This window comes from Edaphovirga cremea (assembly GCF_003332275.1).
Taxonomy (GTDB): domain Bacteria; phylum Pseudomonadota; class Gammaproteobacteria; order Enterobacterales; family Enterobacteriaceae; genus Edaphovirga; species Edaphovirga cremea.
On the sequence record NZ_QOVA01000003.1, the window covers coordinates 306,692 to 322,158 of the forward strand.

The following is a 15,467-nucleotide window of genomic DNA, read 5'->3' on the forward strand; positions in this document are numbered from 1 at the left end:
TTCTCCCGCGGCGTGTCATTTACTGGTGACTTACCATTTATTTACTGGTGACTTACCACCACCAGGCGAATCGCATCCAGACGCCAGTTAGCGTCGTTCAGGTTTGCCAGAACCAGTTTACGGGTCAACTCAAGGGCTTCCAACTCGTCATCACGTATGTTCGGGTTAACCGCCCTGAGCGCTTCCATTCGTGCCAATTCGGCAGTCAGTTTCTCATCGGCTTCAACTTTGGCTTCGTCGATCAAGACGCGCGCCTGTTGTTCGACCAAGGGTTCTGCCATTTGCAGCATGGCGTGAACATCCTGTTGTACCGCGTTCACCAATTTGCTGGACGTGTGGCGGTTTACGGCATTTAACTGACGGTTAAAGCTTTCGAACTCGACCTGTTCCGCCAGATTGGTCCCTTTGCGATCCATCAGCATCCGGATCGGCGTAGGTGGCAGGAAGCGGGTCAGTTGCAAATGCTTGGGAGCCTGGGACTCAACAACGTAAATCAGTTCGACCAGCAGGGTACCCACTGGCAGAGCCTTGTTCTTGAGCAGTGAAACGGCACAACTGCCTGTATCGCCAGAGAGAATAAGATCCAATCCGTTACGGATAAGCGGATGCTCCCAGGTAATAAACTGTGCATCTTCACGCGACAGCGCCTGCTCACGATCGAAAGTTACTGTACACCCATCCTGCGGTAATCCCGGGAAATCTGGCACCAGCATGTGATCGGATGGCGTCAGGATGATCAGATTATCGCTGCGATCTTCCTGATTGATGCCAACGATATCAAAAAGATTCAGGGCAAAATTCACCAGATTGACGTCGTTATCACATTCGGAAATCGACTGCGCCAGCGCCTGTGCGCTTTCGCCGCCATTGGAATGCATCTCAAGCAAGCGGTCACGACCCTGCTCAAGTTGCAGTTTCAACGCCTCATGATGTAAGCGGCACTCATGGATAAATTCATTGAGACCTTCCTGCTCGTTAGGCGTTGCCAGGAAACCGATCAGTTGCTGATAGCTGCTGTCATAAATCGGGCGCCCCGTTGGGCAGGTATGCTCAAATGCATCCAGCCCTTCGTGATACCAGCGCACCAGAATGGCCTGTGCGGTCTGCTCAAGGTACGGAACCATAATCTGGATTTCGTGCTGCTGACCAATACGATCCAGACGGCCAATACGTTGCTCCAGCAAGTCAGGATTGAACGGCAGGTCAAACATCACCATTCTGCTGGCGAACTGGAAATTACGGCCTTCAGAGCCAATTTCTGAGCAGAGCAGAACCTGTGCGCCTTCCTCTTCGGAAGCAAAATAGGCGGCAGCGCGGTCACGCTCAATAATCGACAGGCCCTCATGGAACACTGCCGCACGGATGCCTTCGCGCTCGCGCAGAACTTGCTCCAGTTGCAGTGCCGTATCGGCTTTCGCACAGATAACCAGTACTTTTTCATGACGATGGGTGGTCAGATACCCCATCAGCCATTCCACACGCGGATCGAAGCTCCACCAGGTGGCATTCTCGCCTTCAAATTCCTGATAAATCTGTTCTGGATAAAGCATGTCACGCGCACGGGCTTCGACAGTTTTCTTCGCGCCCATAATGCCGGAAACTTTAATCGCGGTTTGATACTGCATCGGCAGCGGCAAACGGATCTGATGCAGCACGCGGTGCGGAAAACCTTTCACCCCATTGCGGGTATTGCGGAACAGAACGCGGCTGGTACCGTGGCGATCCATCAGCATGGTGATCAGCGAGCGGCGTGCATCTTCACTGTCTTCACCTTTTTCGTTCGCTGCCGATAACAGGGGTTCAATGTCCTGCTCCGAGATCAGTTCGCCCAACACGTTCTTTTCATCGTTGGATAGACGCTGACCGCCCAGCAATAACGTTACCGCATCGGCGACCGGGCGATAAGTCTGCTGTTCAGCCACAAATTCACGATAGTCATGGAACCGGTTTGGATCGAGCAGGCGCAAGCGGGCGAAGTGACTCTGCTGGCCCAGTTGTTCCGGCGTCGCGGTCAGTAACAGAACGCCCGGCGTATGTTCTGCAAGCTGTTCAATCACCTGATATTCACGGCTTGGCGCTTCTTCACTCCACTCCAGATGGTGAGCCTCATCGACAACCAGCAAATCCCAGTGTGCCTCTGTGAGCATCTCCAGGCGCTGTTTGTTGCGGCGCACGAAATCCAGCGAGCAAATCACCAACTGTTCGCTCTCAAACGGATTGGAAGCATCGTGGGCAGCTTCTGCATAACGTTCATCATCGAACAGAGAGAAATGCAGGTTGAAGCGGCGCAACATCTCTATCAGCCATTGGTGTTGCAGTGTTTCCGGCACCACAATCAGAACCCGTTCTGCCCGCCCAGCCAGTAATTGCTGATGAATAATCATCCCGGCTTCGATGGTTTTACCCAGCCCCACCTCATCTGCCAGCAATACGCGCGGCGCATGGCGTTGACCCACTTCATAAGCTATGTGCAACTGATGCGGGATCAGACTGGCACGCATCCCACGCAAGCCACTCCAGCGCAACCGGAACTGCTCACGCTGATATTTCCTTGCGCGAAAACGCAGCGCAAAACGATCCATACGGTCAATCTGACCGGCAAAGAGGCGATCCTGCGGCTTACTGAAGGTCAGCTTGCTGTCCAGCAACATTTCACGCATAGCGACGCTTTCTTCCGTATCAATACGTGTGCCCAAATAGGTCAACAGACCTTTGTCCTCTTTGACCTCTTCAACTATCAACTGCCATCCCTCATGGCTGCTGATCGTATCGCCCGGATTAAACATCACCCGGGTAATTGGCGAGTCATTTCTGGCATACAAGCGGTTTTCGCCAGTGGCGGGGAAAAGCAAAGTCACCATTCGCACATCCAGTGCAACCACGGTTCCCAATCCTAATTCGCTTTCCGTATCGCTTATCCAGCGTTGACCTACTGTGAACGGCATATTGTTTCTCTATTAATTATGACAGGCTACTGCGCGTCGCGATTTCCCTCCCGGGCAGTGCTCGGACTCCTCATGGACTCAATGTCCACTGCGGGTCACTCCGCTCTGGCCGGAAGCGAACTTTGCTAGCTCGCTACGCCCCTTCAAATAGTAATTGGTAATAATGTCGGACTACTGCTGCTTAAGCAGGCAATAGCGCTCCTTCCATGCGGTCTGGCAGGGAGTGACAACATGGTGTTGTGATTGTTCAGAATTTGGGAAGGGCGCTATGGTAATGGATGGTGACCGTTTCGTCACCTGCCAAACACGCTTATTTCTTTCAAAACAGCCCCATCTGACCGGTTATCAGGGCAGCAAAATCATCCTGTAGAAAGGGCAGAATGCCGTCAGCCACCGGTTGTAACTGCCGTTCCACATAGTGATCATAGTCGATTGCAGAGTGCTGTGTTTCCAATGGCTCGGGTCCGGCAGTGGTCATAACGTAACTGATCCAGCCGCCGTTCTGATACTGCAAAGGTCGGCCCTGCTGTTGATTATACTCGTCGGCCAGCCGTGCTGCACGTACATGGGGCGGGACATTTCGCTGATATTCATCCAGTCGGCGGCGCAGCCGTTTTCGATAGATCAGTTGATCGTCCAATTCACCGCTGAGCGTGCGGCTAACGTAATCCCGGATAAAATCCTGATAAGGTTGGCGGTGGAAAATTAGCTCGTAGAGCTGCTGCTGGAATTGTTGCGCCAGTGGCGTCCAGTCCGTTCTGACGGTTTCCAACCCTTTGTAAATCATCCGATCGCCCTGATCGCTGCTAATTAATCCCGCATAGCGTTTTTTGCTGCCCTGTTCCGCACCGCGAATAGTTGGCATCAGAAAGCGGCTGTAATGGGTTTCAAACTCCAACTCCAACGCGCTCTCCAACCCGTATTCCTGCTGGAGATGCTCCCGCCACCATTGGTTGACCTGTTGCACCAGGGCCTGACCAATCTCTTTCGCCTGCGCCTCGCTGTGTGCGCCTTTCAGCCAGACGAAGGTGGAATCGGTATCGCCATAGATCACATCGTACTTCTGCGCTTCAATCAGGGCGCGCGTGCGGTGCATGATTTCATGGCCGCGCAGGGTGATGGACGACGCCAGGCGGTGATCAAAGAAACGGCAAGCGCTGGTGCCGAGTACGCCATAAAATGCGTTCATGATGATTTTCAGCGCTTGTGAGAGTGGTTTGTTGCTGTGGCGTTTTGCCGTTTCCCGTCCCTGCCATATCTGGCTGACAATTTCAGGCAGGCAGTGTTTCTCCCGCGAGAATCGCGCCTCGCGAAAACCGCTCACGGAATGGGCGTCGTCAGGGTGCGCCAGCCCTTCGATCAACCCAACGGGATCAATAAGAAAGGTACGGATGATCGACGGATAGAGGCTTTTATAATCGAGCACCAATACCGAATCATAGAGGCCAGGCCGGGAATCCATCACGAAGCCGCCTGGACTGGGATCTTCCGGCTGTTCACCGAGATTGGGCGCAACATAACCAGCGCGATGCATGCGGGGCAAATAGAGGTGGGTAAATGCTGCGACCGAGCCGCCGCTGCGATCGGCGGCCAGACCCGTGACGGTAGCGCGCTCCAGCAGAAACGACAGCAGTTCTGTTTTGGCAAAAATTCGCGTGACCAGTTCGCAATCTTTCAGGTTGTAGCGGGCCAGCGCAGGTTTGTCCTGGCGAAAACGCTGTTCGATCTCGGCCAGGCGCTGATAAGGGTTATCGCTGTCTTTTCCTTCACCGAGCAATGTTTGCGAAACCGATTCGAGGCTGAAAGAGGGGAAACTCCAGGTGGCGGATTTCAGCGCCTCAATGCCATCAATGATCAATCGTCCTGCGGATGAAGCGAAGAAATGCCCCTGTTTGAAACCGTGTTCACGCCACTCGAGCACACCGCCACCGCGACCAAAACGTAAGGGGATGTTATAGCGATCCGCATGTTTTTGCAGCACACGCAGGTCAAACTGCACCAGATTCCAGCCAATGATGGCATCAGGATCGTGTTCTGCCAGCCAGTGGTTGAGTTTTTCCAACAATTGTGGGCGGCTGTTGACATATTCCAGCGTAAAGTCCCGCTCGGTGTCCTCGCCATTGGGTGGACCAAGCATGTACACCTGCCGTTGGCCGCAGCCTTCAAGCCCAATGCAATACAGTTCGCCATTTCCGCTGGTCTCAATGTCCAGAGAGGCTAATCTTAATTGAGGGCGATATTCTGGGGCGGCTTTCATTTGCGTATTGCCCAGCACATTTCCTGCCAGAGGTTCACCACTGAACCAGACCGGCGCGGTGATGTAACGTTCCATCAGAAAGCGCTCTGGTGGACGGATATCGGCTTCAAAAATGGGAATGCCCGCTTCTCTCAGCACTTTCTCGATACGCATTAACTGGCGGTGTTGCTGGCAATACACCCCCACCACCGGGCGGCGATGGAAATCCAGTAATTGCAGCGGGCGAATCTGCAGATGTCGCTCATCGCGCAGCAGGGTTTCCGCACGTTGGCGTTGTTCAGCGGGGATAAAGGCGACGGATGTTTGCGACGGCAGGCGCACCTGCTGCGGGCCATCGTCGGTAGCCAGCCAGAATTCGACTTCCGTTCCCTCTCGGGTGTCCCGCCAATGACGGGTGAGCAAAAAGCCCTGCCGGGGTTGGGTCACGTTGCGCCTTCTATGCCCGTTAAATGAATCACTATAGTATGGGTATTTATACAGTCATTGTCCATCGGCCACTGTTCTGCCAAATACGCATACAATTGACTGATTGACGGATGAACGGTACGCGCCGACAATTCGCGCGCCCGGATTGTCGTCGTTTCAGAAATAAGTTGGAGTTTATGGAAGCCTATTTAGCTCATTTGGTCACACAGTCATTGGCTTTCTCGCTCGTTGCCATTTCTATTGTTGCTTTCCTGGAATCGCTGGCATTGGTGGGGCTATTACTGCCAGGCACCGTGATGATGGCCTCGCTGGGCGCATTGATTGGCAGCGGGCAAGTGAGCCTGTATGCCGCCTGGGCGGCGGGAACACTGGGGTGTTTTCTTGGCGATTGGGTTTCCTATTTTATTGGACGCCGTTTTAAAGTGCCTCTGCACCGCTGGTCATTCCTGAAAAAACATAAAAGCTTGCTGATGAAAACGGAATACGCATTACACCAGCACCGTTTTGCAACGGTCATTTTAGGGCGGTTTATCGGGCCAACGCGACCACTGGTACCGATGGTCGCCGGTATGCTCGATCTACCACCGCACAAGTTTGCCTTGCCGAACGTGATTGGCTGTCTGGCGTGGCCACCGATCTATTTTCTACCCGGAATTCTGGCGGGTGTGGCGATTGATATTCCGGCCAGCGCCCACAGCGGACTGTTCAAATGGCTGCTGTTTTTGCTGGTGGTGCTGGTTTGGCTCAGTGGCTGGTTGGGTTGGCGCTGGTTCAGGGAAGGGAAACGCAGCCCGGATTGGTTTTCACGCTGGTTGCCTTTGCGCCGCCTGCGTTGGGTCTGCTCATTGACCGTTATTGCTGCGGTGGCCTGTTTTATTTTCTGGCACCAGCAACCGCTGATGCCTGTCTATCGCCATTTATTATGGAAGGTGCTGGAAGGGTGATTATGCCTGCCGAGGTGTAATTCCCAGTACCGAGGCGGCGCTGGCGGTGCCGTCAACCAGTGCTGTGGTCGGGCCATCGTAGTAGATGCGCCCGTCGACAATCAGCAGAGTCCGCTCGGCAATGCGCGCCGCATCATCAAGATTATGCGACACCATCAGCAGCGTCAGTTGCTGGCGCTGGCATACCTGATCCAACAGCGTGAGCATTTCGCTGCGCAGTGCCGGATCCAATGCGGAAAAAGGCTCATCAAGCAACAGGATGGGCTGGCTGCGCAACAGGCAGCGCCCCAACGCCACCCGTTGACGCTGACCACCGGAAAGCTGCGCGGGATAGCGATCCAGACAATCCGCCAGACCCACCTGCTCGGCAAGCTCCGCCAATTTCTGCTTCTGCTCTACGGTCAGCTTCAAACCGGGATCCAGTCCCAATCCCATATTCTGTCGCACGGTCAGATGCGAAAAAAGATTATTTTCCTGAAACAGCATCGACACTGGCCGCTTTGCGGGCGGGGTGGCGCTATGATCTTGTTGATTCAGGATAATGCGCCCACTGACGGGCGCCAGAAATCCGGCAACCAGACTCAACAGCGTACTCTTCCCTGCACCACTTGGACCGAGAATCGCGACACGTTCCCCGCTGGCGACAGTGACATCAAAGCGCATCGGCAAATGGTCGTAGAGGTAGGTCAGTTTATCTAGCGTTAGCATGTCGTCCCGGTAAACGTTCGATCAGGGTAAAAAGCAGCAAGCAGAGCAATAACAGCAAAAGAGCCGTCACTGCGCCATCCTGACTGCGGTAAGAGCCGATTTGCTGATAAAGATAGAAAGGCAGGGTGCGGAACTGCTCATTACCGAACAGCGCCATGACACCAAAATCACCAATGGATAGCACGCAGGCAAAAGCCAGCGCTTGCGCCACGGGAATTTTTAGCGCCTGCAACTCGATCCAACGCAATCGCTGCCATCCGGTCATTCCCAGTGAAAGGCATAACGGATTGTACCTTTCAGCCAGATCGCGCATGGGATTATCCAGCACCTTGAGCGCGTAGGGAATGGCCATCAGGGCATTGGTCAGGATCACCAAACCCCATGCCGATGAGGGCAAACCTGTTGTGGCACTCAGCAGCAGGAAAAAACCGGTTGCCAGTACGATCCCCGGCATGGCCAGAATCGCCATGCCGCTCAATTCAATACTCTGGGCCCAATACAGGCGCTGGCGTAGTTTCAGCTCACGGCTGCTCCATAACAGCATCATGGTCAGCACAACGCAAACTACACCGGCAGAAAGTGCAATACGCAGCGATGTCGACAATGCCTGCCAAAGTACCGGTTGGCGTAATACGCCAAAGACAGTCTGATTGGCTCCATCAATGACCACAGCCAGCAGGGGAGGAACGATCAGTAACAGAGCCATTGCGATCAGCAGAGTGTCTGAAACACGTTTTCGCCAGGAGTCCTCGGGATTGCGCCAGCGCTGACCATGGGTATTCCCAACGGGTAAAGCCTGGCTGAAACGTTGGCTGAGGAGCACCAGACCCAAACAGCATGTCAGTTGGATCAACCCCAGCATCGCTGCGCGGCTGAGGTCGTAGTCGTAACTCAGCGCCTGATAGATAGCCAGTTCAATCGTCGTGGCCTGTGGGCCACCGCCCAGTGACAGCACGGTCGCAAAGCTGGCAAAACAGAGCATAAAGATCAATGCCGCCGTCGGCAGGATCTGCCTGCGCAGCGCTGGCCATTCGATAAAGCGGAAATGTTGCCAACCGTTCATCCCGAGTTGTGCGGCTATTTGCCGTTGTTCAACGGCAATATTCTCAAGCGATTGCAGCAACAGACGCGTTGCCAGCGGTAAATTGAAGAACATATGCGCCAGCAAAATACCTTGCAGGCCATAGGGCGAGAAACGGTAATCAATACCGAACCAGCCGCAAATTTGTGCCAGCCAGCCCTGACGGCCATACACACTCAAAATACCAAATACGGCGACCAGTACGGGCAGCACCAGCGTCATGGCGCAAAGCCGCAGTAATAATTGCCGTCCAGGAAAGCGACGGCGGAACAGTGCCCGGGCAAGAAAAATGGCCGGTGCGACGGAGATTATTGCCGAGAGCAGGGCTTGCCAGAACGTAAAGCGCACCACGTGCCACAGATAGCTGTCCTGCCAAATCTTCCGCCAGTCATTGCTTGGCGCGTTGTACCACAACGCGCCAAACGCCAGCAGGGCCACCAGCAGGATCAGCAGGGCGGCAATCAGTCCGGGCCATAGCCAGCACGGAATCAGCGGCTGACGGCGTGCTGCCATGCCTGAATCCATTGACCACGCTGTTCGGCGACGTCTTTCGCGCCATATTGTAACGATTTCTCTGGCACGGTCAGGGTATCAAAGCCCGCGGGCAGCGTGGTTTTGATCACCGGATACATCCAGTTGCCCGTTGCAATAGTGTTTTGGAAGGCGGGTGTCACGATGAAGTGCATAAAGCGGTTTGCCAGTTCAGGATTCTTGCTGGCAGCCAATTGGCCTGCGACTTCAACCTGCATATAGTGGCCTTCGCTGAAGTTAGCCGCTGCATAACTGGCGTTTTTTTCTTCAATCAAATGGTAGGCCGGGGAGGTGGTGTAGCTCAGGACGAGATCGCTTTCGCCTTTGAGAAACAGGCCATACGCTTCGCTCCAACCTTTGGTGACGGTGACGGTCTTCTTCGCCAGTTTCTGCCAGGCTTCAGGCGCTTTATCACCATAGACTTTCTGCATCCACAGCAGTAAACCCAATCCAGGCGTACTGGTGCGCGGATCCTGATAAATCACTTTCCACGGCTGATCGCTGTCGATCAGCTCATGCAGGCTTTTCGGCGGGTTTTTCAATTTGTCTTTGTTATAGACGAAAGCGAAATAGCCGTAGTCGTAAGGGACGAACAGATCATTTTTCCAGCCGTCGGGCAGCGTTAACTGGCTGCTGTCCACGTCAGTTTTGCTGAACAAACCGGTCTGCTCTGCGGCGGTCAGCAGGTTATTGTCCAATCCCAGAATCACATCCGCCTGGCTGTTTTTACCTTCCATCCGCAAACGATTCAGCAGGGATACCCCATCTTCCAGCGCAACGAATTTCAGTTCGCAGTCACACTCGGCCTCAAAAGCTTTTTTCACTGCCGGGCCGGGGCCCCAGTCAGCCGCGAAGGAGTCGTAGGTATACACCGTAAGCGTGGGTTTCGCCGCCATAACGGGTGCGGCTATCAGTAACAGGCACGGCAGGAATTTCTTGAACACTTTGCGCTCCTTGAGATAAGGGGTGGCAAAGGACTTTGAGTCAGCGTTGAACACTCTCAAATCCCTTCGCCGGTATTAACCGGATCAGGTTCGACGGGTTTACTCTCAGCTAAAAAGGTTGGCTCAGATGACTGGCCGCGCTTTTTCGCACCCCGTTGAGAACGGCTTATTGTAGAGACTTAGCAGGCTCGGCGAAAGGGCGATTATACCTCTGGGGGGGCGAACCAGGCGGATTTGAAATCAAACCATCCCAGGGTATTCATACGCACGCCCCGCATGCTCCTTTGCCCCTGAATTTGCAGCCAGTGATGAAACAGTGGGTGGAACTGGTTGCTGTGCACCAGACGCTGACACCAATCCGCGAGCGAAAGGGTATTCTCATGCCACAAATCGGCGTACTGCTGCAAATTCTCCGTCAGACATTTCTGCAAGAGTGGCAGTTCATAAAGTGATGCAAACAGCGAGAATTCCAGCGGTAAATAGAAATTGGCGCTGCCAAGCCAGATATCGCTCACTACATCGCCCTGATACCACTGCTCGTAACTCACCGTTTGGATTCTCAGTTCGATATCATGCGAACGTAGAATCGGGCGCAGCGCATTGCAAATGGCGGTGTACTCCGAATGATCGCTATAAAAGGTTAGCGTCAATTGCGTGAGGTGTGCGGGTTTCTGCTGCGGCTCCTGCTTGGGTTTATGGTGCCAACGCGGCAACACGCCATAAGCGGGGGACCAATAACGCTGATAAATATTCTCCGCGTTACTGAGTAGGGCGATGGGATTGAGGATTTCACATAGCCAGTCGCGGGTCTGGCTGTCGGCACCCAATGGCGAACGCCGATCGAAAAGCAGGAAATAACAACCTTCTTCCAACCGACTCTCAAGTTCGCTGTTGTCCGTATCATCCGCCTGAAGTTGAACCCCGGAATGAACCAGCTCTTCACTGAGTTCAGGCAGCACCCAAATATTGACTTCATCAATCAGTGCCCGATAACCATAGTAATCATCGAAAGCGCGGATTTTAAGCTGGGTTTGGTGATTGCGTACCACCGCGTAGGGCCCCGTGCCTACCGGGTGGCGGGCAAAATCTGGTAGGGATTGCCACTCATGCGGCAAAATCATCGCGTGGACACTTCCCAGCAACCAGGGAAGCCAGTAATCAGCGGAAGCCAGTTTTACATCGACCACATAGGGTGTGGGCGACGTAATCTCATGCAAATGAGAAAACAGCGCCAGCGTCTTCAGCCGGGTTAATGACGCGATCACGTCGGCCATCTCCAATTCACGTCCGTGATGGAAGTGAATGGCTGGCCGTAGATAGAAACGCCAGTGCAACGGGGTTATTTTTTGCCAGTGGTGCGCCAAATCGGGTTCGAGTTCCCCGTTTTCCTCATTTATGCGTGTGAGCCCGCTGAAGATTTGCCGGGCGAGATGGGTCTCCGAGCGGCGCAGGGCCGAGCCGGGCAGCAGGTTGAACAGCGAACGGTAATAGAGCACGCGCATGATGTGCTTACCCTGGCGGAAACTGCGACCGAGCTGGGACAGCAACATTTGCCGAACGACATTTTTATCACCAACCAACTGCACCAACTGGTCTATGCGATCCTGTTCGAGCAACTCTTCAGCCCGCTGCTGCTGCAAAGCCAAGCCAGTATAAAGAAAGGTCAGCGTGGAGCGTTTACCCCGTCCCGCCTCGGCTTGCCAGAGTAACCATTCTTCACGTTGCATCGACGTAAGCAAAGACCGCACATGACGCCGCGAGCAGCTCAATACTTCCGCCAATTCTTGCAATGTGGTTTCTGTTTGTTCGCCATGGCAACATTGCCAGAGACGGATGAACTGTTGTTGCAGGCGCGGGGTAGACATAAAAGGGGAACTCTCCGGCATAAATTCATCAATTTATCTTTCCCTATATTACGCCCATACTTTTAATCAATGAAAGGCTTTGACGTAACGTAAACGGGAGGGAGCCATGAAAAAATTTATGCCCAGTCAATTCTATCAACATTATTTCGCCGCAATGCGCCCGAAGGATGAATGGTTGCATTGGGTTCCAGCCCAATACCGCATGGCGATCCTTGAACAGTTAATGCAGTGGAAAACGAATTCTGCGGCAGCAGAGCCGCGTCAGAAAAGTGCCTGACGAACGCTGATGCCCAAACGTATTTCTGAGTAATGGTGTTCTTCACCAGCCAGCAGGGTAACCTGCTGGTTTTTTTATTCTCTCCGGCCACCACGGCGGTAATGGAGTGACAGAAATAAGCCGCATCATTTCCTTGGCCCGCTGGCTGTATCATTGCCAAAAAGACAGTTACACTTCTCTTCTCAACGTTATTGGCTCCTCAGCACAGTAAAGCGCAGGGATACCTTTCATGCTCAAACGCCGTATCAATCCTATCTTCACCGCTTTTTTAGCCGTGGCATTCCTTTGTGGTGTCGCCGGTGCGCTTCAGGCTCCCACACTCAGCCTGTTTTTAACCACAGAAGTCAAAGTCAGGCCGCTGTGGGTGGGATTGTTTTATACGATTAATGCGGTGGCGGGTATCGCGGTCAGTTTCATGCTGGCGAAACGTTCTGACAACCAGGGCAACCGTAAGTCACTGATTCTTTTGTGTTGCATGATGGCGGTGGCCAACTGCCTTCTATTTGCCTTCAACCGCCACTATCTGACCCTCATTACCCTCGGTGTGATGCTGGCCGCTATCGCCAATACGGCGATGCCGCAACTGTTTGCGTTGGCTCGTGAATACGCCGATAACTCGGCGCGCGAAGTGGTGATGTTCAGCTCGATGATGCGTGCGCAACTTTCGCTGGCCTGGGTCATTGGGCCGCCTTTGTCTTTCATGCTGGCATTGAATTACGGTTTTACGGTGATGTTCTGCTTCGCCGCCGGTATTTTCCTGATCAGTGCGGTGGTGATTTGGCTGGTGCTTCCTTCCGTGCCGCGGGCGGAGCAACCGGTGGACCAGATGGTGGTGCACCCCAATGCCTGGAAAGATAAAGATGTCCGTCTGCTGTTTGTTGCATCGTTGCTGATGTGGACCTGCAACACCATGTATATCATTGATATGCCGTTGTATATTATTGCCGATCTCGGTTTGCCCGATCGTCTGGCCGGACTTTTGATGGGGACCGCCGCCGGATTGGAGATCCCGGCGATGCTGCTGGCGGGCTATTACGTGAAGCGTTTTGGCAAACGCAATATGATGGTTTTTGCCGTGGCGGCTGGGGTGCTTTTTTACGCCGGGCTGGTGATGTTCCAGTTCAAAACTGCGTTATTGCTGCTGCAATTGTTCAATGCCATTTTCATCGGGATAGTTGCGGGCATTGGCATGCTCTATTTCCAGGATTTGATGCCGGGCCGACCCGGTTCAGCCACTACGCTGTTCACCAATAGCATCTCTACCGGAGTGATTGTGGCGGGGATTCTACAGGGGGTGATCGCCGAGAATTTCGGTCACTACGCGGTTTACTGGGTGGCAACGGGGCTGGTGATCGTGGCGTTGATTCTCACTGCCCGGGTTCGCGACGTTTAAGGTAAAAATAATAGGTATAAAAAACCCGGCTTTCAGGGAACTGAAGCCGGGGTTTGTGCGGAGCCTGATTGACGCGCCGGTTATTTCATAAATGCCGGTTGCTTCTGTTCGTATTCAGAAATGTTGCTTTCGTGCTGCAACGTCAGGCCAATGCTGTCCAGCCCGTTGATCAGGCAGTGACGACGGAAGCTGTCGATCTCAAACGGATAACTTTTCCCCCCTGCATGCACGGTTTGCCCTGCCAAATCGACCGTGAATTCGATGCCTTCATTCTCTTTGACCAACGTGAACAATTCATCCACCTGCTCGTCGCTCAACGCGACCGGCAGAAGCTGATTGTTGAAAGCGTTGCCATAAAAAATGTCAGCATAACTTGGCGCAATAATGACTTTAAAACCGTAGTCGGTCAGCGCCCAGGGGGCATGTTCACGAGAAGAGCCACAACCGAAGTTTTCACGCGCCAGCAAAATACTGGCACCTTTGTATCGCGGCTGATTCAGGACGAAATCAGGGTTTGGCTGCTGCCCTGCGTCATCAAGAAAGCGCCAGTCATTGAACAGATGTTGACCAAAGCCCGTGCGTGTCACCTTTTGCAGGAACTGCTTGGGGATAATGGCATCGGTATCCACGTTAGCGGCATCCAAAGGGGCCACCAAACCGATATGTTGCGTAAATTTAGCCATGTTTTCTCTCCCTTAATTCAGTTCACGGATGTCGGCAAAATGGCCCGTTACCGCTGCCGCTGCCGCCATCGCCGGGCTGACCAGATGCGTCCGGCCGCCGCGTCCCTGACGCCCTTCGAAGTTACGGTTGCTGGTGGACGCACAGCGCTCACCAGGATTCAGACGATCGTTATTCATCGCCAGGCACATTGAGCAGCCCGGTAAACGCCATTCAAAACCGGCTTCGATGAAAATCTTGTCCAAACCCTCTTCTTCCGCCTGCGCTTTAACCGGGCCAGAGCCAGGAACCACAATCGCCTGCACGCCGGTTGCCACTTTACGCCCTTTGGCGATAGCGGCGGCTGCACGCAGATCTTCGATACGTGAATTGGTACAGGAGCCGATAAAGACTTTGTCGATTGCAACGTCGGTCAATTTAATGCCCGGTTTCAGATCCATATATGCCAGGGCTTTTTCCGCAGAGGCACGTTCAACCGGATCGCTGAAGGATTCTGGTGCAGGGATGATCTGATTGACCGCAATGACCTGACCTGGGTTGGTTCCCCATGTAACCTGCGGTGCGATATCTGCCGCATCCAGTGTGACAATGGTGTCAAATTTTGCGTCTGCATCGGACTGCATAGTTTTCCAGTACGCGACCGCATCATCCCAATCCTGACCTTTCGGTGCGAACTGGCGGCCTTTCAGGTAGGCAAATGTGGTTTCGTCTGGAGCGACCAAACCGGCTTTTGCACCCATCTCAATGGCCATATTGCACAATGTCATACGACCTTCCATGCTCAGCGCTTGTACCGCTTGACCACAGAATTCAACGACGTGACCCGTACCGCCCGCACTGCCCGTTTTACCGATGATAGCCAGCACGATGTCTTTTGCCGTAATACCCTCAGCGGCGACGCCATTCACTTCAATCTTCATGGTCTTGGCGCGCCCCTGTTTCAGGGTTTGCGTCGCCAGCACATGCTCAACTTCCGACGTACCAATACCGAAGGCCAGCGAGCCAAAAGCGCCATGGGTGGCGGTATGGGAGTCGCCGCAAACAATCGTCATGCCCGGCAGGGTCATACCCTGTTCAGGGCCAATGACGTGAACAATGCCCTGAAACGGATGATTCAGATCGTACAACTGCACGCCAAACTCGGCGCAGTTTTTGATCAACTCTTGCATCTGGATACGCGCCATCTCACCACAGGCATTGATATCCTTGGTCTGGGTCGACACGTTATGATCCATGGTGGCGAAGGTTTTGCCCGGTTGACGAACCGGACGCCCCATAGCACGCAAGCCATCAAAAGCCTGTGGGGAGGTCACTTCATGAACCAAATGGCGATCGATATACAGCAGCGGTGTTTCGTTCGGCGCTTCATAGACCACATGGGCATCGAATAATTTTTGGTATAAGGTCTTGGCCAT

11 protein-coding genes and 1 riboswitch are annotated in these 15,467 nt (G+C 53.7%); of the genes, 3 read left to right on the forward strand and 8 right to left on the reverse strand.

Features of this window, described 5'->3' with window-relative positions; translation table 11 throughout:
- Nucleotides 1-41 precede the first annotated feature (41 nt).
- Nucleotides 42-2,945: an RNA polymerase-associated protein RapA gene (rapA, locus tag DRI82_RS06560; RefSeq protein ID WP_114192697.1), complete on the reverse strand. Its 2,904-nt coding sequence runs from the start codon at nt 2,943-2,945 to the stop codon at nt 42-44.
- A 319-nt stretch (nt 2,946-3,264) separates the two neighbouring features.
- A complete protein-coding gene (locus tag DRI82_RS06565) occupies nt 3,265-5,628 on the reverse strand; it encodes a DNA polymerase II (RefSeq protein ID WP_114192698.1) in 2,364 nt (787 codons plus the stop codon).
- Between the two features lie 176 nt (nt 5,629-5,804).
- Here DRI82_RS06565 and DRI82_RS06570 point away from each other — a divergent pair, with 176 nt between their 5' ends.
- A complete protein-coding gene (locus DRI82_RS06570) occupies nt 5,805-6,572 on the forward strand; it encodes a DedA family protein (RefSeq protein WP_114192789.1) in 768 nt (255 codons plus the stop codon).
- Here DRI82_RS06570 and thiQ read toward each other — a convergent pair whose 3' ends face one another.
- The 4 genes from thiQ to sgrR all read right to left on the reverse strand — a co-directional run bounded on the left by thiQ (nt 6,573) and on the right by sgrR (nt 11,701).
- Nucleotides 6,573-7,280 (reverse strand): thiamine ABC transporter ATP-binding protein ThiQ, encoded by a 708-nt coding sequence (thiQ, locus tag DRI82_RS06575; protein WP_114192699.1) that lies wholly within the window; start codon nt 7,278-7,280, stop codon nt 6,573-6,575.
- Nucleotides 7,264-8,874 (reverse strand): thiamine/thiamine pyrophosphate ABC transporter permease ThiP, encoded by a 1,611-nt coding sequence (gene thiP / locus DRI82_RS06580; protein WP_114192700.1) that lies wholly within the window; start codon nt 8,872-8,874, stop codon nt 7,264-7,266. The genes thiQ and thiP overlap by 17 nt, the downstream gene beginning before the upstream one ends.
- Nucleotides 8,850-9,836: a thiamine ABC transporter substrate binding subunit gene (thiB, locus tag DRI82_RS06585; protein WP_114192701.1), complete on the reverse strand. Its 987-nt coding sequence runs from the start codon at nt 9,834-9,836 to the stop codon at nt 8,850-8,852. The genes thiP and thiB overlap by 25 nt, the downstream gene beginning before the upstream one ends.
- Before the next feature lie 43 nt (nt 9,837-9,879).
- Nucleotides 9,880-10,001: riboswitch (TPP riboswitch) on the reverse strand.
- A 38-nt stretch (nt 10,002-10,039) separates the two neighbouring features.
- Entirely contained in the window at nt 10,040-11,701 is a 1,662-nt protein-coding gene (gene sgrR, locus DRI82_RS06590) for an HTH-type transcriptional regulator SgrR (RefSeq protein ID WP_114192702.1), read from the reverse strand.
- 106 nt (nt 11,702-11,807) lie between these two features.
- Between sgrR and sgrT the strand changes: the two genes are divergently transcribed.
- On the forward strand, nt 11,808-11,978 hold the full coding sequence (gene sgrT / locus DRI82_RS06595; RefSeq protein WP_114192703.1) for a glucose uptake inhibitor SgrT: 171 nt from the start codon (nt 11,808-11,810) through the stop codon (nt 11,976-11,978).
- 229 nt (nt 11,979-12,207) lie between these two features.
- Nucleotides 12,208-13,371, forward strand: a complete 1,164-nt coding sequence (locus DRI82_RS06600) for a sugar efflux transporter (RefSeq protein ID WP_114192704.1) — start codon at nt 12,208-12,210, stop codon at nt 13,369-13,371.
- Between the two features lie 80 nt (nt 13,372-13,451).
- On the opposite strand, the gene leuD is transcribed toward DRI82_RS06600, so the two are convergent.
- Nucleotides 13,452-14,054, reverse strand: coding sequence for a 3-isopropylmalate dehydratase small subunit (leuD, locus tag DRI82_RS06605; protein WP_114192705.1), 603 nt, complete (start codon nt 14,052-14,054; stop codon nt 13,452-13,454).
- Between the two features lie 12 nt (nt 14,055-14,066).
- A complete protein-coding gene (gene leuC / locus DRI82_RS06610) occupies nt 14,067-15,467 on the reverse strand; it encodes a 3-isopropylmalate dehydratase large subunit (protein WP_114192706.1) in 1,401 nt (466 codons plus the stop codon).

Excerpts from the sequence above, each read along its gene's own strand:
- DRI82_RS06570 (WP_114192789.1), top strand. The coding sequence starts at position 5,805 with ATGGAAGCCTATTTAGCTCATTTGGTCACACAGTCATTGGCTTTCTCG.
- sgrT (WP_114192703.1), top strand. The coding sequence starts at position 11,808 with ATGAAAAAATTTATGCCCAGTCAATTCTATCAACATTATTTCGCCGCA.
- rapA (WP_114192697.1), bottom strand. The coding sequence starts at position 2,945 with ATGCCGTTCACAGTAGGTCAACGCTGGATAAGCGATACGGAAAGCGAA.
- thiQ (WP_114192699.1), bottom strand. The coding sequence starts at position 7,280 with ATGCTAACGCTAGATAAACTGACCTACCTCTACGACCATTTGCCGATG.
- leuC (WP_114192706.1), bottom strand. The coding sequence starts at position 15,467 with ATGGCCAAGACCTTATACCAAAAATTATTCGATGCCCATGTGGTCTAT.
- sgrR (WP_114192702.1), bottom strand. The coding sequence starts at position 11,701 with ATGTCTACCCCGCGCCTGCAACAACAGTTCATCCGTCTCTGGCAATGT.
- leuD (WP_114192705.1), bottom strand. The coding sequence starts at position 14,054 with ATGGCTAAATTTACGCAACATATCGGTTTGGTGGCCCCTTTGGATGCC.
- thiP (WP_114192700.1), bottom strand. The coding sequence starts at position 8,874 with ATGGCAGCACGCCGTCAGCCGCTGATTCCGTGCTGGCTATGGCCCGGA.
- DRI82_RS06600 (WP_114192704.1), top strand. The coding sequence starts at position 12,208 with ATGCTCAAACGCCGTATCAATCCTATCTTCACCGCTTTTTTAGCCGTG.